This is a genomic window from Glutamicibacter uratoxydans (assembly GCF_050753455.1).
Taxonomy (GTDB): Bacteria; Actinomycetota; Actinomycetes; order Actinomycetales; family Micrococcaceae; genus Glutamicibacter; species Glutamicibacter uratoxydans_A.
In genome coordinates, this window is record NZ_CP192736.1 from 1910895 (window position 1) to 1929091 (window position 18197).

Annotated in this window: 15 protein-coding genes; 1 reads left to right on the forward strand and 14 read right to left on the reverse strand. The window is 58.3% G+C overall.

The features are described 5' to 3' along the window. From ACQQZ8_RS08745 to ACQQZ8_RS08785, 9 genes are all read right to left on the reverse strand, one after another. Positions 1-1350 carry a bifunctional folylpolyglutamate synthase/dihydrofolate synthase gene (locus tag ACQQZ8_RS08745; protein WP_431709456.1) on the reverse strand — a complete coding sequence of 450 codons (1350 nt, stop codon included), beginning with the start codon at positions 1348-1350 and terminating at the stop codon, positions 1-3. Beyond that, on the reverse strand, positions 1347-4586 hold the full coding sequence (ileS, locus tag ACQQZ8_RS08750; RefSeq protein ID WP_431709457.1) for an isoleucine--tRNA ligase: 3240 nt from the start codon (positions 4584-4586) through the stop codon (positions 1347-1349). The genes ACQQZ8_RS08745 and ileS overlap by 4 nt, the downstream gene beginning before the upstream one ends. Before the next feature lie 142 nt (positions 4587-4728). Then, positions 4729-4914 carry a hypothetical protein gene (locus tag ACQQZ8_RS08755; protein WP_431709458.1) on the reverse strand — a complete coding sequence of 62 codons (186 nt, stop codon included), beginning with the start codon at positions 4912-4914 and terminating at the stop codon, positions 4729-4731. A 37-nt stretch (positions 4915-4951) separates the two neighbouring features. Beyond that, positions 4952-5113: a hypothetical protein gene (locus ACQQZ8_RS08760; RefSeq protein ID WP_431709459.1), complete on the reverse strand. Its 162-nt coding sequence runs from the start codon at positions 5111-5113 to the stop codon at positions 4952-4954. A 66-nt stretch (positions 5114-5179) separates the two neighbouring features. Then, complete coding sequence (locus tag ACQQZ8_RS08765) at positions 5180-6223, reverse strand: hypothetical protein (protein WP_431709460.1); 1044 nt, start codon at positions 6221-6223, stop codon at positions 5180-5182. 300 nt (positions 6224-6523) lie between these two features. Next, the gene (locus ACQQZ8_RS08770; protein ID WP_431709461.1) at positions 6524-7978 is read right to left on the reverse strand and encodes an FAD-dependent oxidoreductase; all 1455 of its coding nucleotides are present in this window, start codon (positions 7976-7978) and stop codon (positions 6524-6526) included. 276 nt (positions 7979-8254) lie between these two features. Beyond that, the gene (locus tag ACQQZ8_RS08775; protein WP_431709462.1) at positions 8255-9010 is read right to left on the reverse strand and encodes an SDR family oxidoreductase; all 756 of its coding nucleotides are present in this window, start codon (positions 9008-9010) and stop codon (positions 8255-8257) included. Between the two features lie 40 nt (positions 9011-9050). Further along, positions 9051-10163, reverse strand: coding sequence for a hypothetical protein (locus tag ACQQZ8_RS08780; protein ID WP_431709463.1), 1113 nt, complete (start codon positions 10161-10163; stop codon positions 9051-9053). Further along, complete coding sequence (locus tag ACQQZ8_RS08785) at positions 10160-10480, reverse strand: PadR family transcriptional regulator (protein ID WP_431709464.1); 321 nt, start codon at positions 10478-10480, stop codon at positions 10160-10162. The genes ACQQZ8_RS08780 and ACQQZ8_RS08785 overlap by 4 nt, the downstream gene beginning before the upstream one ends. A 124-nt stretch (positions 10481-10604) precedes the next feature. On the opposite strand from ACQQZ8_RS08785, the gene valS reads away from it, so the two are divergent. Then, the gene (gene valS, locus ACQQZ8_RS08790; protein WP_431709465.1) at positions 10605-13223 is read left to right on the forward strand and encodes a valine--tRNA ligase; all 2619 of its coding nucleotides are present in this window, start codon (positions 10605-10607) and stop codon (positions 13221-13223) included. 116 nt (positions 13224-13339) lie between these two features. Here the strand turns inward: valS and ACQQZ8_RS08795 are convergent, their stop codons facing one another. From ACQQZ8_RS08795 to ACQQZ8_RS08815, 5 genes are all read right to left on the reverse strand, one after another. Beyond that, entirely contained in the window at positions 13340-14485 is a 1146-nt protein-coding gene (locus tag ACQQZ8_RS08795) for a hypothetical protein (protein ID WP_431709466.1), read from the reverse strand. Between the two features lie 138 nt (positions 14486-14623). After that, positions 14624-15232, reverse strand: coding sequence for a DsbA family protein (locus ACQQZ8_RS08800; protein ID WP_431709467.1), 609 nt, complete (start codon positions 15230-15232; stop codon positions 14624-14626). A 41-nt stretch (positions 15233-15273) separates the two neighbouring features. Then, positions 15274-16566, reverse strand: a complete 1293-nt coding sequence (clpX, locus tag ACQQZ8_RS08805; protein ID WP_431709468.1) for an ATP-dependent Clp protease ATP-binding subunit ClpX — start codon at positions 16564-16566, stop codon at positions 15274-15276. A 170-nt stretch (positions 16567-16736) separates the two neighbouring features. Next, a complete protein-coding gene (locus tag ACQQZ8_RS08810; protein ID WP_431709469.1) occupies positions 16737-17393 on the reverse strand; it encodes an ATP-dependent Clp protease proteolytic subunit in 657 nt (218 codons plus the stop codon). Between the two features lie 46 nt (positions 17394-17439). After that, positions 17440-18039 carry an ATP-dependent Clp protease proteolytic subunit gene (locus ACQQZ8_RS08815; RefSeq protein WP_431712164.1) on the reverse strand — a complete coding sequence of 200 codons (600 nt, stop codon included), beginning with the start codon at positions 18037-18039 and terminating at the stop codon, positions 17440-17442. Positions 18040-18197 lie beyond the last annotated feature (158 nt).

Here is an 18197-nt window from a genome sequence, read left to right on the forward strand (position 1 = left end):
CTACTCACGTCCCTTCAACAACAGAGAGATCTCGCCAACAAGGGTAATCGAACCGGTCACCAGTACACCACCGGCCAGGTCGTCGCCGGCTTCGGCGCGGCCCACACTCCACTCGATGGCATCTTCCAAATCCTCGGTGATATGCAGGTCAGCTTCCGGCCAGCCGGCTTCCACAGCTAGCGTGGCCAGTTCCCCTGCGGGAATCGCCCGCGGTGAAGAGGACTGGGTGAGGCACAGGTCATCGACCAGATCCCCGTACTCTTCACGCAACTGGTAGAGCATGCCTGCCGCATCCTTTTCCTGCAGGATTCCCACCATGAGCACCAAGCGGCTGAATCCGAAAGATTCCTTGACCGCTTGGGCGGTGACACGGATCCCGTCGGGGTTGTGTCCGGCGTCAACCAGCACGGTGGGGGCGCTGCGCACCATTTCCAGGCGTCCTGGGCTTGTCGCGTCGGCAAAGCCCTGACGCACGAGCTCCACGTTCAGTTCGCGTTCACCACCACCGAGGAATGCTTCCACGGCGGCCAAGGCCAAGGTGGCGTTCTGTGCCTGGTGGGCACCATAGAGCGGAAGGAAGATCTCGTCATAACGTGCGGCTTGACCTTCAATTTCCAGCAGCTGTCCGCCGACTGCCACCTTACGCTCCAAGAGTTTGAAGTCGAGGGTTTCAAAGCCGTAGGGTACTTCCAATTCTCTGGCACGGGCCAACAAGACGTCGGCCGCATCCACCGGTTGTACCGCGGAAATCAGATACCCGCCGGGTTTGAGGATGCCGACCTTCTCTTCGGCAATCAGTCCGGGGGTGTCGCCTAGCAGGTCGGTGTGATCCAGTGAGATCGGAGTGATCACCGAGACCGCGGCATCGGCCACGTTGGTGGCATCGGTGATGCCGCCCAAGCCGACCTCGAGGATCAGCACATCCACCGGGGCGTCAGCGAAAATCGCGAAACCCAAGATGGTCACAGCTTCAAAGTAGGTTAGCCGGTTCTCGCCGCGTTCGGCCAGTTCAGCGTCCACAAGATCGAGGTAGGGCGAAATCTCATCCCAGATCCGCACGAAAGTCTCATCATCCACGGGTTCACCGTCGATGCTGATCCGTTCGGTCACCGAAATCAGGTGTGGTGAAGAGTAGCGGCCGGTGCGCAGGTCGTGGGCACGCAGCAGCGACTCGATCATCCGCGCCGTGGAAGTTTTGCCGTTGGTTCCGGTGAGGTGGATAACCGGGCAGGCCTTATTCGGCTCACCCAAGATTTCCATGGCCCGAAACATCGGTTCCATGCGGGGTTCAATCTTGTTTTCTGGCGCGCGAGCTAAAAGCTCGGCGTAGACACGTTGCAATTCGCTCACGCGTTGGTCTCCACCTTGATCTCGGGGTCGGTGATCGCATTATCAATCACCAGGTCTAGGGCATTGGTCAAGGTCTCACCCATCAGCAGTTCACGGTTAGCTTCCAGGGCCGCAATGATCACATCATTGGCCTTGACCGTAGTGTGGATGCGATCCGAGACCTGCAGGTCCGCGTCCTTACGAGCGGCTTGCACCGAACGAACCATGTCGCGAGCGATGCCCTCGGCCGCTAGTTCCTCGGTGACCTCGGTATCCAGCACCAAGAAGCCGCCCTCGATGACTGCGGCGGCGATCTCGGCTTCGGCATCCACCACCGTGTCTAAGGTGTATTCGCCCTCTACTAGTTCCAGACCACCGGCGGTCACCACGCCGTCGGTGACCGACCAGTCCCCGGACTTGGCGCCCTTGATCGCCTGTTGCACGTTCTTGCCCAGTCGTGGGCCGGCCGCGCGGGCATTGACCACCAGCTGCTGGCTGATGCCGTAGCTTGCCGAATCCACGCCTGCGGAGTCGATCAGGCTCACGGTCTTCAAGTTCAGCTCATCCTTGATGATCGACGCGAAGGTGCCCTGCAGTCGTGCGGCGTCGCTGAGCACTACCTTCAGTTCACTCAGCGGCAGGCGCACACGCAGGTTCTTGGCCTTGCGCAGCGAGGAGCCCACCGAACAGATCTTGCGGGTGATCTCCATGGTGTCCAGCATCTGGGTGTCGGTTGGGAACTGACTTGCCTCGGGCCAGTTCGCCAAATGCACCGAGCGTGCCCCGGTCAATCCGCGGTAGATTTCCTCGGTGGCCAGTGGCAGCAATGAGGCGGCAACCTTCACCAGAGTTTCCAGTGCGGTGTACAGGGTGTCGAAGGCCTGGGTGTCCTCGTCGAAGAACCGCTGGCGGGAGCGACGCACGTACCAGTTGGTCAGCGTGTCCATGTAATGGCGCACTGCCTCGGTGGCGTCGGAGACCTCGTAGGAATCCAGTGCTTCGGTCACCTCACGGACCAGCTGTCCGGTGGCGGCCAGCATGTACTGATCCAGCGGGTCGGTGGAACTGGTGGAGAACTTCGCCTCGTATCCGGCCCCGTTGTTGGCGGAATTCGTGTAGAGGTTGAAGAAGTGCCAGACATTCCACAGTGGCAGCAATACTTGACGTACTCCATCACGGATACCCTGCTCGGTAACAACCAAGTTGCCGCCGCGCAGGATTGGACTGGCCATCAGGAACCAGCGCATCGCGTCGGAGCCGTCACGGTCCAACACCTCGGTGACGTCCGGGTAGTTGCGCAGCGACTTAGACATCTTCTGCCCGTCCGAGCCAAGCACGATGCCGTGAGAGATGACATTGGTGTAGGCCGGGCGGTCAAACAGCGCGGTGGACAGCACGTGCATGGTGTAGAACCAGCCGCGGGTCTGGCCAATGTACTCCACAATGAAGTCCGCTGGGTGGTGACCCGAGTCGAACCACTCTTGGTTATTGAAGGGGTAGTGTACCTGCGCATAAGGCATCGAGCCGGAGTCAAACCAGACATCGAGCACATCTTCCACACGTGTGAGGGTACCGCCCTCGGCGCAGCCCTCGTGGGCTTTGGTGAGCTCGTCAATGAATGGGCGGTGCAGGTCCGGTTGGCCTTCGTGGTTCAGTGGCAGGCGGCCGAAGAAGTTCTTGATTTCTTCCAGCGAGCCGAAGACTTCACGGTGGTTGCATTCGGCCCCGTCGCATTCCCAGACCGGGATCGGTGAGCCCCAGTAACGGTTGCGGGAGATCGACCAGTCTCGGGCATTTTCCAGCCACTTGCCGAACTGGCCGTGCTTGACGTTGCCCGGGATCCAGTTGATTTGCTCGTTCAGCTCGACCATGCGGTCCTTGAACTTGGTGACTTCCACGTACCAGGAGGAGATTGCCCGGTAGATCAGTGGGGTGCGGCAGCGCCAGCAGTGTGGGTAGGAGTGCTCGTAGGAGGCCTGCTTAACCAGCTTGGCTTCGTCCTTGAGCACATTGGTGATGGTCTTGTTCGCATCAAAGACCTGCACACCTGCGATGTCGTTGAGTGCTCCGCCAGCGAACACGGGCAGGAACTTGGCACCTTCATCTACCGAGAGGATTACCGGGATGCCATGCTCTTCACAGACCTTCTGGTCATCTTCACCGTAGGCCGGGGCTTGGTGCACGATACCGGTACCGTCGGCGGTGGTAACGTAGTCGGCCGTGACAATCTGCCAGGCGTTCTGGGTGCCGTATTTCTCGGTGTCGGTGTAGGTGTCCCATAGCGGGGCGTAGCGCACGCCGGATAGGTTCGCGCCGGTGTAGCTGGCGGTGATCGCGGCAGCAGCTTCCTTGGCGTCCTTGTACCCCAGGTCCTTGGCGTAGGAACCCAGCAGGTCGCGGGCCAGCAGGAATGGGCCGGTGACGGCAGAGGCCTTCACTCCGGCTTCGCCAGCTGGGACCACAATGTATTCGACCTCGGGGTGCACGGCCAGGGCGAGGTTAGTCGGCAGGGTCCACGGGGTCGTGGTCCAGGCCAGGGCCTGAACCCCGGCCAACGCCCGGGAAACTTCGGTTTCACCGGCAAGAATGCTGAAGCCTACGGTAACGGTCTGGTCCTGACGGTTCTTGTAAACATCGTCATCCATCCGCAGCTCGTGGTTGGACAGTGGAGTTTCGTCTTTCCAACAGTAGGGCAGCACGCGGAAACCCTTGTAGGTCAGCCCCTTGTCCGAGAGCTGTTTGAAAGCCCAGATCACCGACTCCATGAACTCCACGTTCAGGGTCTTGTAGTCATTTTCGAAGTCGACCCAGCGGGCCTGTCGGTTGACATATTCCTTCCACTCATCGGCATATTTCATCACCGAACTGCGGCAGGCGTCGTTGAACTTGTCGATACCCATGGCTTCGATTTGCTGCTTGTCGGTCATGCCCAGCTGCTTCATCGCTTCGAGCTCGGCAGGTAGACCGTGTGTGTCCCAACCGAAACGACGCTCGACACGCTTGCCACGCTGAGTCTGGTAACGGGCTACAAGGTCCTTGACGTACCCGGTGAGCAGGTGGCCATAGTGCGGCAATCCGTTAGCGAAAGGAGGGCCGTCGTAGAAGACGAACTCGTCACCTTCACGCTGGTCAATGGAGGCCTGGAAGGTATTGTCGTTCTTCCAGTATTCCAGTACCCGCTTTTCCAGGTCTGGGAAGCGCGGCGAGGCCGGGGTTGAACCGGTGGGGTCGGTGGTGACCTTCGGGTAGAAGCTCATCGAATGGGCCGTCCTTCAAGCGTAGGGTCGATAAATCCTTGCCTACGAGGACGGCATAAGCCGCGGTACCACCCCGTTTATCCCCCACCAGCGGGTGGGGAATCTCTTCTCATCAGCTGTGACGGGCTGGTCCCGCTTGGTTCTACTGAGCCAGAGGTGGCCGTTCTTCCAAGGACTCCCCGGTGATGGCCGGATCAATGTCAGTTAGATCCAAGTCTAACGCCTTGCTGGCAATGAAAAAATTCCTGAGCCCCTCCGGTGGCTGGCCCTCGGGTGTGATCTTCACCGCGCCGTGGATCGCCAACTGTTGAAAACATTGCTTCGGCACGCGGTGACCCGCTTCCCGAAGAAAGCAGAGTCCTCCGTTATACGGACTTCGAGCCCTTTTTGCGTGTGCCCAATTCGCCGTCCACTTCATCAGCGAATTTGGTTTCAGCGGCCGTCTGCGGCGACTCTTCTTGCCATACCTGTTCCAGATCGGCTGCGAGGTTGGCTTCCTTCTTCTGCTTGCTATTCTCATTGCCCATAGCGCCAGTGTATCCCGCTTTATCCTAGTTGGGCAGGGGTTAGTCCCCCGGCGTGGGCTCTTCTCGCTAGGCGGTGTGATGCTGCGCGGCATACTTCACCGCGCCACGAATACTCGCGCGCTGCTTCGCCGCGTGTTTGCGGCGCAGGTAGAGCATATAGTCCCGATCGTAGCCAGTGAGCGGTTGAATCGGGGCTGTTTTGCGTCCGCCCCAGCGTGCCATTAAGGCCACTAATACCCCGCCTAAGCAGAGCAACTCCACCAGCAACCAACCGAGGTAGGCCACGGAGTACAACGAATTAGTCGGGTTCAACCACATCAGTGGCAGCACCGCCATCGCTGCCGTGGTGGCCAGCTTGGTGAGGATCAGCAGGTAGGCCACGAAGGTCTCCGGGTGAGAGAACCTCGATTCGAAGCGTGAACCGTAGTTGTGGCGGTAAAGCATATTCGCGTGCATTTTGGCTTCAACCACCCGGACGCTGACGTATCCCGAGGTGAGGCAGAGAAACAGGACGATCGGCAGGTGTTGCACCACCCCGCTGGCACCATGCACCAGCAGAATGTAGCCCAGCAAAGCCGTGACGTGGAGCAAGCTGATCAGCGCCAGTGCCGAGAAGTGCCAACGCAGAATCTGCGGGCGTGCAATATTAGCTTCAGCTTGAGGCCGAACACCCCATCGGCTGGCATACCAGCGGTCATAACGCTCCAGTGGGTCATCCCCCAGCTGCTCCAGCACCGGTTCAACTTGGACCGCGTTGACCTCATCTAAGTGCCCCAGTTGCAGCAGGAGAGCACCCAGGGCCAAACACACCAGATGTTCGAAACGTTCCATGCCTTCGGTGAAGATAACCCCGACCGAGTTCAGCCCCAACATGGTGATGATAAATAGCCGGATATTGGATATCAGCCGGGCCTTCATCGGCCGCTCCACCGGGTAAGGGGCCCGGTATGCCAAACGATGCGGTGGTGGGGCGGCCAGTGCCAGCGCAATAACGATCGCCACCAAGACCCCATAGACAGCTAGCACTAACCCGGGGCTGGGAACCCACACATGGGCTAACCAGTTATCTAGTTCGGTCCACACCCCACTTGAAGCAAGCGGCAGTAGCATCGGCAAATACAGGCTTAAGACAAACAGACCCAATGTTTGGCCTGGTTGCTCCCGCCCATAGAGCCGGGTCCCATCCGCTAAATACCGCAAGTTTGTGAGAAACGGATTTTTCACCGCACCCCTTTAACCAGTTTCGGTGCACCTTGGTCAATAAAACGCTCCAGTGCCTGAGATTTCGAGTCTAGGCGACAATAACTGTGCTGACCACGGTTGTTTTCCTCGTCAGTAGCGTTTAACGCACGTTGGCGGTCAATCTCGATAAAGGAGATTAACCGCCAACGATAGAGCCTGGGGTAGGTCTTACAGGCTCTCAGCCAATTTTTTTGCCCGGGCATGCTCCAGCATGTCATCGCGCGAGACGATCTTGATGCGGTCACGAGTCACCTCGCCGAAGCGGGTTTCCACGGTTCCAGCATCCGAACCCAACGTCTTTTCTTGGGTGTCTAGTTCCAGCCAACCTTCCCAGTCGGCGAAGTCGATACCGCGTTCGGTCAGCAATTCAGCGATCGGTTGATCGTTTGTTGGCTGTGGCAGGGATTCCAGATCGGCAAGTAGGTTGTTGATGGTTTCCAGTGCGTCACCCTTGGTGTGACCAATCAGGCCAACCGGGCCACGCTTAATCCAGCCGGTTGCGTACAGGCTAGGAACCTGTTCGCCTTGGGCGTTGAGCACCCGACCAGCAACGTTTGGCAGCACACCCTTGGCCCCGTCGTAGTCGATGCCGTCAACGGCCGAACCGAAGTAACCCACCGCGCGGTACACGGCTTGGACCGGGTAGCTGACAAACTCACCGGTGCCGCGAACATTGCCGGTTCCGTCCAACTCGTTGCGTTCCATCTTCAGGCCGACGACCTTACCGTCCGCACCCTCAATTTCCACGGGCGACTGCAAGAAATGTAGGTGCAGGCGACGTGAGGCACTTGGTGCCTCCTCACGCTCTTCCTGCTCAATCAGCCAGTTGGTCAGCGTGGATACCATGGTTTTGGTCTGGTTGTTGCTCTTAATCGCCTGATCGGAGGCTTCATCAAATTCGAAGTCTTCGGGGTAGAGCACAATGTCGACATCCTTGGAGTGCGAGAGTTCGCGCAGTTCCAAGGGGGTGAACTTCACCTGAGCAGGTCCGCGGCGACCGAAGACGTGCACATCGGTCACGGCGGAGTCATTCAGCAAAGTGTAGATGTGCTCCGGAATCTCAGTTTCCAGCAGCTGGTCCGCGTGCTTGGAGAGGATACGGGCAACGTCCAGGGCTACGTTGCCGTTACCGATCACGGCTACTTCGCGGGCGCTGAGGTCCCAGTGGGTCTCGGCGTCCGGGTGGGCGTCGTACCAAGAGACGAAGTCGGCGCCACCAAAGGAGCCTTCCAGGTTCACGCCTGGGATGTTCAGGTCGGCATCCTTCTGTGCACCGGTTGCGATGATCACCGCGTCATAGCGCTCGTGCAGTTCAGCTAGGGTGATGTCGCGACCCAATCCGACGTTGCCATAGAAGTTGATCCACTCATTGTTCAGCACCTTGTGCAAGGCGGTGATAATGCCCTTGATGCGTGGGTGGTCTGGAGAAACGCCATAGCGGATCAACCCGAAGGGGGTAGGTAGCTCATCGAAGAGATCGATCTTCAGTTCCAGTGCACCAGATGAGACGGTCTCGCTTTTGGCGAGCATATCTGCCGCGTAGATGCCGGCCGGGCCCGCACCCACGATGGCCACACGCAATGGGCGGCTAGTCAGGTGTTCTGGAATGGCAATTTCAGTCATCAAACAACATCCACTTTCTGAGTCAACGAGCAGGGCTCAACTTCACTAAGTGACACCGGTCAGCGGCACCAGAGCGTCCGCGCAACAGCACTAACTCCCCTAGTACCAACCGTGCCGACCCTAGGTTCGAGCCGATTACGTTACTGAAGCCCTTACAGGCGTGCACTACGATCAACTTCTAGGGTACCGATTATTCGGCACCTCGTCTGTGAGAAAGCTCGCCTAATTAGCGAAAATCACCATATTCTTATTCGGACACTACGCCAGCAGCGCGTTTTACTCCCGAATAAGCTTATGGTTGGCCGCTTGCGCCTGCGGACGCATGACGATTTCGTCGAGATTAATATGGTGGGGCAGGCTCACCGCATACCGGATCACTTCGGCCACATCCTCGGCTGTGAGCGGCTGGCTTACCCCGGCATACACTTGTTCCGCGGCATCGGCGCTACCTAGGCGACGCAGAGCGAATTCTTCGGTAGCCACGAGCCCGGGAAGAACTTCGATCACCCGCAACCCATGACCGACTTCTTCTAAACGCAAGGCACTAGTCATGGCTCGTTGCGCCGCTTTGGCCGCGTTGTAACCACTGCCACCTTCATAACTGGCCAGTGCAGCGGTAGACGTGACGTTCAGGACCGTACCGGGCACTTGTCGTAGTTGCGGTAAGAGCGCACGGGTCAGCCGCATGGTTCCCATCACGTTGACCTGATACATGAACTCCCAGTCAGCGTCCTTGGCCTCGCCCAAGTAATCGACGCCGCGGGCTCCGCCAGCGCAGTTGATCAAAGTATCGACGTTTTGCACCTTGTCCCGCAGGGCATCGACATGCTCTTGGTTGCTTACGTCTGCCGCCAAGGCAATCGCGCCGGTCTGTTCGGCGAGTTGTTCCAACCGTTCGGCACGCCTGGCCACCGCATACACCGTCCAGCCTTGCGTTCGAAGAGCCCGAACGGTGGCTTCACCGATGCCGCTCGAAGCGCCGGTGACCACCGCGCAACGTGTATCCGAGTGTTCGTGTTGAGAGGAATTCATGGTTCAAGGTTAAAACACCTCTTGCCCATTGCAGTAGTTCCTAGGCCGTGTCACCGAGCAGTTCCGTTTCCGGTAACTGCCAGCGTCCGGGATTGGCTCCGAGGTAAATCGCTGCAGCTAGGCAGAGGTCAGCCAGCAGGAAAATGAAGGGCCCCGCCGATCCGGCATCTGCTCCGCTCAGGCCGAAGGTGTCGGCCAAGGACATGCCCAGAGGGAAACTAGCCACAAAATATCCGCCACCCATCAGCGCAGCCAGTAAGAACCAACTAGCCATAAACCCGCGCAATTCAGCAAGAAATTTCGGCTGTCCACGGTAGCAGGCGGTGGCGAAACCTACGATGATGGCCAGCCACCCGGTGGCCCAAATTGCCACCATTTGCCACCCGGTCCCCGCACCCGCTTCACGCATCTGCGCATAGACCTTCCCGAGTTCCCATCCGGGCAGTTTCGCCTGCGGGTTCCACCACATAATCTGTGCGATCCCCAACACGATGAAAAGTAGCAGTGTCATAGCTGCTGGCCACGTGATGATCCGGCGGATGCCGGGTTTGAGCATCCGCCGTTCACGGGCAACGAAACGAGCATTATTCATGAGGATCAGCCCGGTGATCAAAGCAGCTAGAAAGAGCAACATTCCTGCTCCGGCATTGGAAGACAAGACGAGGTACACCACGAGAAGCAGTATCAAGATCATGGCTAAGCTGATGAACGAACGTTTTTGGGTCGACACCAAAGCTTGCAATGCCTGGGTGAGCTTACGGTACCCCAACAGCAACAGAATCAGAGAGATCGCCGGTACCACCCATCCGGCGGTTGTCAGAACCCCTCGAACGATCGGCGTCGCGTCATTAGACACCAGATACCCGCCGGTGACTAAGGCTCCCAAAACCAAGACACCACCGGAACCGATGAACGCGACCGCCCACCGAGCATAAAGGTATGCCTGAGCGTCGGGTGCGAGCTCCAGCATGGGGTGGCGTTGCCGGCGAATCTGCCAGCTGCTTCGTAGCGCGCCGGTGACCACTTGGTGTTCAGGGATCCCGATCTCCGCCGCTCCACCAAGGTCAGTCTGCCACTCTTCAAGGTAGCGTGCGCGTTGCACTTCAGGCAGTAGCCAACTAATGCCGCGCAGCAGGATAAACCAGATTTTCATGCCCCAGCACCTGCCACGCGCGGTTTGGACGCAGTCGATTTTTTGGTGCGAGCACGACTGATGACGGCCGGTGCCGCCACGGCCCCCTCGGAAGTCAATTCATACAGTCGGCGCCGGGGTCCGGCCCGCTCACTGTCCGATTCCCAGCTGGAAGTCACCCAATCTAAGCGCTCCAGCCGTTCCAAAATCGGGTACACACTTCCAGGCGGACGGCCAGTTTCTTTGATGATATGCAAACCCCAAGTGGCCTCGGCCGAATTTCTAAGGACTTCCAACACGTCCGCAGTGGCAGGGGTGATCCGTGAGAGTTGCTCCATAGCGCTAAATCTACCTATATCGAGATAGCAGGTCAAGAGTGTTTTCAGGGCAGAATTGCGAAGGTGTCTCAAGCCATGGGCGCTAATGCGAAGCCCTGCGCGGAAACATGAAACAATGAGCTACATGGCAAAAGAAAACTTGGGCACAGACACGCCCATCACGGTTTCCGTTCCCGACAAGCCCGCTTTGGAAGGCCTTGAGGAACGTCTTTCGTCCCGGTGGCGCACCGAGGGCACCTATCACTTCGACGAGAACACCACCCGCGAGGCGGTGTATTCGATCGACACTCCCCCACCCACTGCATCCGGTTCGCTGCACGTAGGACACATGTTCTCCTACACGCAGACCGATGTCTTGGCCCGTTACCAGCGCATGAGCGGGAAGAATGTGTTCTACCCGTTGGGCTGGGATGACAACGGTCTACCCACCGAACGCCGCGTACAGAACTACTACGGTGTGCGCTGCGATCCAACCAAACCCTACATCGAGGGTTACCGTCCACCAGCAACCCCGGCCAAGAACCAGCGTGACTGGGATGTGGTGAGCCGCAAGAACTTCATTGAACTGTGTGAAGAGCTAGCCGTCGAGGACGAGAAGGTTTTCGAACAGCTCTTCACCACCCTGGGCCTATCCGTGGACTGGCGGATGACCTACCGCACCATTGACGATAATTCGCGTGCAGTCTCGCAGCGTGCCTTCCTGGAAAATTTGGCTGCCGGTGATGCCTACATGGCCGAGGCCCCAACGCTGTGGGATGTCACCTTCCGTACCGCGGTGGCACAAGCCGAGCTGGAGGACCGCGAGGTCGCTGGCGCTTACTACCGCTACCCCTTCACCACGGCCGAGGGTGAGCAGATCTTCATTGAGACCACCCGCCCAGAATTGCTGGCAGCCTGCGCGGCTCTGGTCGCCCACCCGGATGACGAACGTTACCAGCACCTGTTCGGCAAGACGGTCACCTCCCCGATTTTCGGTGTTGAGGTGGAAGTTCGCCCACATGCCTTAGCTCAGGCCGACAAGGGGTCGGGTATCGCCATGGTGTGTACCTTCGGCGACTTGACGGACGTGACCTGGTGGCGCGAACTGCAGTTACCAACCCGCGCGATTGTGGGACGTGACGGCCGTATTCTGGCCGAGACCCCCGCGTGGATTAGCAGTGAAGCCGGCATTGCCGCCTACGCCCAGATCGCTGGCAAGACCGTGTTCTCCGCCAAGGAGACTGTGGTTCAGCTCTTGACCGAGGCGAACCTGCTCGATGGAGAGCCGAAGAAGGTCACCCGTCCGGTGAACTTCTTTGAAAAGGGCGATAAGCCGCTGGAAATCGTTTCGTCCCGTCAGTGGTACATCCGTAACGGTGGCCGCGATGAGGACCGCCGCGAGCGCATGATCGCCCGCGGTGAGCAGATCGACTTCCACCCATCATTCATGCGTTCACGCTACGAAAACTGGGTGTCTGGACTGAATGGCGACTGGTTGGTATCGCGTCAGCGTTTCTTCGGCGTGCCCATCCCGGTCTGGTACCAGCTCAATGAGCAGGGCGAACCGAACTATGATGCGCCACTACTGCCCAGCGTCGAGCAGCTGCCGGTCGACCCGGCCGCCGATGTTCCAAACGGATACACCGAAGAGCAGCGTAACCAGCCAGGTGGATTCATCGGTGATGCCGATGTGCTCGACACCTGGGCGACCAGTTCGCTCACCCCACAGATCGCCGGTCGCTGGAACACCGATACGGAGTTTTTCTCCAAGGTTTACCCCTTCGATTTGCGCCCACAGGGCCATGACATCATCCGCACCTGGCTGTTCTCCACTGCCGTGCGTGCCGATGCGCTGCATAAAAACGCCCCATGGAAGCACGCAGCAATTTCCGGCTGGATCCTGGACCCGGACCGAAAGAAAATGTCCAAGTCCAAGGGCAACGTGGTGGTGCCGACCGAGGTGCTGGAGAAATTTGGTTCCGACGCGGTCCGCTACTGGGCTGCCAGCGCGCGGTTGGGCGCGGATACCGCCTACGAGATCAACCAGATGAAGATCGGCCGCCGTCTAGCGATCAAGATCCTCAACGCCTCCAAGTTCGTGTTGAACTTAGGTGCCACCGAAGCGAACATCATCACCGATGACGCCTCGGTGATCAGCAACGGCCTAGACCGTTCATTGCTGGCGCGCCTAGCCGCGGTGATCGATGACGCCAAGCGAGCCTTCGACTCTTATGACTACGCCCGCGCGCTAGATATCACTGAGTCCTTCTTCTGGTCGTTCACCGACGACTACGTGGAATTGATCAAGGACCGCGCCTACGGCGGCCATGGAGCAACCGAGCAGGCAAGCGTGTTGGCCGCACTGGCCACCACTTTGGATTCAATCCTTCGCCTGTTTGCGCCGTTCCTTCCTTTCGCGACCGAAGAGGTCTGGGGATGGTGGCGTGCCGGTTCGGTACACCAAAGCTCCTGGCCAACCGCCAACCATCTGGCGCAGGCGTTGGAAGGTGCGGACACCGCGGTGTTGCCAGTGGTGGGTCAGGCCTTGTCCGGGATCCGTAAGGCCAAGAGTGATGCCAAGGTTAAGCAGCGTACCGAGGTGCTCTTCGGTGAGATTCACGCCCCGGCTACTCAGTTGGCGCAGCTACGCTTGGGCTTCGCCGATTTGAAGTCCGCGGGCAATGCTCGGGATCTGACCTTAGTCGAAAACGATGCCGAACTCATGGTCAGCAACGTCGAATTAGCGCCCGCCGAAGAGGACTAACCCCTAGGGCTAGCTCAAAGCTCATGCCGGGTTTTGCTGTCAGTGACAGCGGAGCCCGGCATGACTTGTTTAACCAGTTCCGCCAATGCCAACCAGAGGTTCGCGCTGGACGTTGCTTAGGCAGCTAATGGCTCCCGGTGCTGAGCTACGCGCGAGATCACGGTTTCAAGCAGAAATAGGCTGGACCCTGCGACAACTGCCAACAGAACCGACACTAACCACGGAGCTGGTACGGTCAGCAGGAAGAGTATGCCCAACAACAGCACGCCGGCGACTCCAAGCAGCAGCCGTACCTGCCCGAGTTTATCTGGCTGATCAGCCCAGAACCAGCACACCAGGTAATACAGTACGGCCACGATAGCCGCCGCGATCGCTAAGCTCCGCAATTGCAGGAACAGTGATGCCGAGAGTTCTGTCACCATTAAGTCCACGAACTCGCTGGAAATCGCAGACTCCTCAGCCCAGTCCCCCACCCAACGTTGCGCCCAGTTGGCCAGCGCGTAGCCCAGCCCAAACACCAGCCCCAGCACGCTCAAGGCTTTACCCAGAAGTTTCCGGTTGATGATTACGCCGGAAACCAGCAACACTAGGCTCACCCAAGGTAGCCACAACGCCGCATTTTGGATGCCATTCGACCAGCTACGCAGCACATCCATGGATTCGTACTCCAGCAATACCACCTGAAGATCGAGCTGCGGGATAAACCGTGCCCAAGGCACCTCTTGCCCGGTCAGATCGGCCTTCACCTGCTCGGCCAAGACCCCGATATCCAGCGCGAAGGATCCGCTGGACGCAGCGGAAGTGGACTCCAGACTCTGCATCAGTTGCCCATGGCTAGAGCGGATTCCCTGTTCCCAGAGTGAATCGAAGACAGAGGTGTTGACTGCCCGATTCATCGCCGCCTGAACACCTTGATTGACCCGCCGTTCCAAAGCTGCCAGCGCATCATCCACAGTGTCACTCACGCGACCGGGCAGCCAGTCTGGTAAGCCCGTCCCGCTGTCCTCACGCCAGGCAGAAACATCGATTTGCGCCAACAGACCATCGGTGGCTTGCTCGGCAACAAATTCTTTGACCACCGGTTCGGTGGACAGTGGACCCATTTTCTCGCTGAACGTCTCGGTATTCAGAAGCTGATGCGATGCCCACACACTGGTAAGCGCCAGCGGTGCGAGCAACGCGCCCAGCCCTATCAGCAGGATGCCTATAGTTGCAGCCAAACGCGTGTGCTTGGCCATACCGCGCGAGCGAACAGGGCGCATCAGTTTACTTCTTTCACTCACACCGTATACAGATTCCGATGCCAGTCAGCATACGCTCCTTTGATCCCACGCAGAAGCATCAATTAACGGCTAGGGCGGTCACCGAATTCGGTGACCGCCCTAGCTATACACAGTTTATTAGTCGAAAGTTGGGCTCTCGGTGCGCGAGCGCTTCATCTCAAAGAAGTGAGGGAAGGAGGCCAATTGCACCGCAGCGTCAAACATCCGTCCGGCATCCTCGCCGGTTGGCACCCGAGTGATCACCGGGCCAAAGAAAGCTACTTCGTTGACCTCAAGAATCGGGGTTCCGACATCTTGACCAACTTTTTCGATTCCGGATTGATGACTTTCGCGCAAGGCAGCGTCATTGGCATCGCTCTGCCCGGCTTCGGCCAGTTCGGCCGGCAGCCCCACCTTCTCCAGCGCTAGGCGAATAACTTCCTCACGGTCTTCATACTTCTCATAGTGGAAGAGTTCACCCATGGCGGTGTACAGCAGATCTTTGTACTGTTCACCGTGGGCAGCAGCTGCCGCTACGATCACCCGCACCGGGGACCATGCGCGGTCCATGGAATCACGGTAATCAGCTGGCAGATCACGGCCCTCATTCAAGACGGCCAGACTCATCACGTTCCACTGAACGTCGATGTCGCGCACCTTCTCAACTTCCTTAACCCACCGGCTGGTGGCCCAAGCAAAAGGACAGATCGGATCGAACCAGAAATCAACTTGCGTGTGTTCTGCCATGAAAAGGCCCAGCTTTCTCTCGGTTTGTACTAATCGTTGGGTTAAGCGGACTTCTTGCCGCGCTTGTCGCTCATTGCCGTGGACACCAATTTTGGTTCGGCCTTATCAATCACGACATCGCGAGAAATCACTACTTCACCAATGCCCTCAAGGCTTGGTAAGTCAAACATGATGGAGGCGAGGGATTCTTCAAGGATTGCGCGCAATCCGCGGGCCCCGGTTTCCCGTTCGATGGCCAGATCCGCAATCGCTTCAAGGGCTGGCTGTTCGAAGCTCAGCGCCACCCCATCCATCTGGAACATCTTCTGGTATTGCTTCACCAGAGCGTTCTTAGGCTCGGTCAGCACCCGCACCAAGGCATCACGATCTAGGTGCTCTACGGTGGTGATCACCGGCAGGCGACCGATAAATTCTGGAATCAACCCGAACTTCAGCAAGTCTTCGGGTCGCACATCGGAATATGAGGCGGTTTCGGACTTCAGCGCCGTCAATGGTGCACCGAAACCAATCCCCTTACGTCCGGCGCGGGAGGAAATGATTTCTTCCAGACCCGCGAAGGCGCCGGCCACGATGAACAAAATGTTGGTGGTGTCCAGCTGCAGGAAGTCTTGGTGTGGATGCTTGCGTCCGCCCTGTGGCGGTACGGCTGCGACGGTACCTTCCAAAATCTTCAACAAGGCCTGCTGCACACCTTCACCCGACACGTCGCGGGTAATCGACGGATTCTCACTCTTGCGCGAGATCTTGTCGATTTCATCAATGTAAATTATGCCGGTCTCGGCCTTCTTCACATCGTAGTCGGCTGCCTGAATCAGTTTCAGCAGGATGTTCTCCACATCCTCGCCCACGTAACCAGCCTCAGTTAGGCTCGTCGCGTCGGCAACCGCGAAAGGTACGTTCAGCTTCTTGGCCAGCGACTGCGCCAAGTAGGTTTTACCGCAACCGGTCGGCCCAATGAGCATAATATTCGACTTGGAGACCTCAACGTCACCGAGCGGATCCTCATTATTCAGCGCGGCAATCGGGTTCTTATCTTGGTTGCCGTGAATACGCTTGTAGTGGTTGTAAACGGCCACCGACAGCGCGCGTTTAGCTGCTTCCTGCCCGATGACGTATTCCTCAAGGGAGTCAAAGATCTCACGTGGTTTAGGCAGCGAGAATTCCTCGTTAGTGAGTTCCTCGGCGAATTCCTCGGCAATGATCTCGTTGCACAACTCGATGCACTCGGTGCAGATGTACACTCCGTGACCGGCGATCAGCTTCTTGACCTGCTTCTGGCTCTTTCCACAGAAAGAACACTTCAACAGGTCCGAACCTTCTCCCATTCGTGCCATCGCGTTGCTCTCCCCTTTAGTTGAGTACCGTGGTCCTTGGTTAATTCTAGGGCAGGACACCTACGGATTAGCGAAAGACGGCGGCCTACCAGCCGTGCCTCACGGTTTAAGACCGCGAGCACACAACCGGTAAACCGCCATCATGCATTACTTATTCCCGTGTCAGATGCTTAGTGGTTGATCTGACGGGACACCTTGCGCGAAGTGAGCACTTCGTCGACGATGCCGTATTCCTTGGCTTCGGCCGCGGTCATGAACAAGTCACGTTCCACGTCGTTGCGGATCTTCTCCACGGTCTGACCGGTGTGGTTGGACAGCGTAGTCTCCAACCATTCACGCATCCGCATCACTTCTTCGGCCTGAATCTGCAGGTCCGAGGCGGTGCCGCGTTCCCCGCCACCCATGGCTGGCTGGTGAATCAGCACGCGAGCGTTCGGCAGGGCCAAACGCTTGCCCGGAGTACCAGCTGCCAGCAGCACTGCCGCTGCCGAGGCTGCCTGACCCAGGCATACGGTCTGCACCTCTGGACGGATGAACTGGATAGTGTCGTAGATCGCGGTCATCGCGGTGAACGAGCCACCTGGCGAATTGATGTACAGGGTGACATCGCGTTCCGGGTCCATGGACTCAAGCACCAGCAACTGGGCCATCACATCATCCGCGGAGGCGTCATCTACCTGGGTACCGAGGAAGATGATGCGATCTTCAAAGAGCTTCGCATATGGGTCCTGACGTTTGAAGCCGTAAGGGGTGCGCTCTTCGAACTGCGGCAGAATATAGCGGGCCGAAGGCATGGACCCAGCGGTGGCATCGGGGTTGAACTGCATGGTATCTCCTACGAAAGTCTAGTAAATCTGGAACAACGAGCGCCGATTAGGACTCGTTACCTACTCCGCCACCACCGCTGACGGTTCCGGCGTGCAATGCGATCTTGTCAAAGAAGCCGTATTCCAGGCCCTGCTCCGCGGTGAACCACTTATCGCGTTCATTATCGGTCAGGATCTGTTCCAAGGTCTGACCGGTCTGCTGGGCGGTCAGCTCACTCATGACCTTCTTCATGTGCATGATCAACTCGGCCTGGATCTTGATATCCGAGGCGGTACCACCGATGCCGCCCGATGGCTGGTGCATCAGGATTCGTGCGTTAGGGGTGGCGTAGCGCTTGCCTGGGGTGCCAGAGGAGAGCAGGAACTGCCCCATCGAGGCGGCCAACCCGGTTGCCACGGTCACCACGTCATTCGGGATGAACTTCATGGTGTCGTAGATGGCCATGCCGGCGGTGATCGAACCACCCGGGGAGTTAATGTACAGGTAGATATCGGCCTCTGGGTCCTCAGCCGAGAGCAACAGCAACTGCGAGCAGATGGCGTTGGCATTCTCGTCGCGAACCTCGGAACCCAGCCAAATGATGCGTTCCTTGAGCAGGCGGTTGTAGATGTAGTCCTCACGGGAGGCCGGGTCAACGCTGGCCATCGTGGGAGTGCGCGAATCATTGGACATGTTCTCTACCTCTTCCGAACGTGTAGATCAGATCGGGAAAACCCGTTTCGGGTCTGCTGCCGATGCGACTGGTTATCTTTGAGATTACTGACTTCAACCGTCTCTTGGCGTGTTTCATGCCCTTGTTTCGC

What these genes read in the sequence shown, in the direction of transcription:
- ileS (WP_431709457.1), bottom strand. Translation starts at nt 4,586, where the DNA reads ATGAGCTTCTACCCGAAGGTCACCACCGACCCCACCGGTTCAACCCCG.
- ACQQZ8_RS08760 (WP_431709459.1), bottom strand. Translation starts at nt 5,113, where the DNA reads ATGGGCAATGAGAATAGCAAGCAGAAGAAGGAAGCCAACCTCGCAGCC.
- ACQQZ8_RS08765 (WP_431709460.1), bottom strand. Translation starts at nt 6,223, where the DNA reads ATGCTACTGCCGCTTGCTTCAAGTGGGGTGTGGACCGAACTAGATAAC.
- ACQQZ8_RS08770 (WP_431709461.1), bottom strand. Translation starts at nt 7,978, where the DNA reads ATGACTGAAATTGCCATTCCAGAACACCTGACTAGCCGCCCATTGCGT.
- ACQQZ8_RS08775 (WP_431709462.1), bottom strand. Translation starts at nt 9,010, where the DNA reads ATGAATTCCTCTCAACACGAACACTCGGATACACGTTGCGCGGTGGTC.
- ACQQZ8_RS08780 (WP_431709463.1), bottom strand. Translation starts at nt 10,163, where the DNA reads ATGAAAATCTGGTTTATCCTGCTGCGCGGCATTAGTTGGCTACTGCCT.
- ACQQZ8_RS08785 (WP_431709464.1), bottom strand. Translation starts at nt 10,480, where the DNA reads ATGGAGCAACTCTCACGGATCACCCCTGCCACTGCGGACGTGTTGGAA.
- valS (WP_431709465.1), top strand. Translation starts at nt 10,605, where the DNA reads ATGGCAAAAGAAAACTTGGGCACAGACACGCCCATCACGGTTTCCGTT.
- ACQQZ8_RS08795 (WP_431709466.1), bottom strand. Translation starts at nt 14,485, where the DNA reads ATGCGCCCTGTTCGCTCGCGCGGTATGGCCAAGCACACGCGTTTGGCT.
- ACQQZ8_RS08800 (WP_431709467.1), bottom strand. Translation starts at nt 15,232, where the DNA reads ATGGCAGAACACACGCAAGTTGATTTCTGGTTCGATCCGATCTGTCCT.
- clpX (WP_431709468.1), bottom strand. Translation starts at nt 16,566, where the DNA reads ATGGCACGAATGGGAGAAGGTTCGGACCTGTTGAAGTGTTCTTTCTGT.
- ACQQZ8_RS08810 (WP_431709469.1), bottom strand. Translation starts at nt 17,393, where the DNA reads ATGCAGTTCAACCCCGATGCCACCGCTGGGTCCATGCCTTCGGCCCGC.
- ACQQZ8_RS08815 (WP_431712164.1), bottom strand. Translation starts at nt 18,039, where the DNA reads ATGGCCAGCGTTGACCCGGCCTCCCGTGAGGACTACATCTACAACCGC.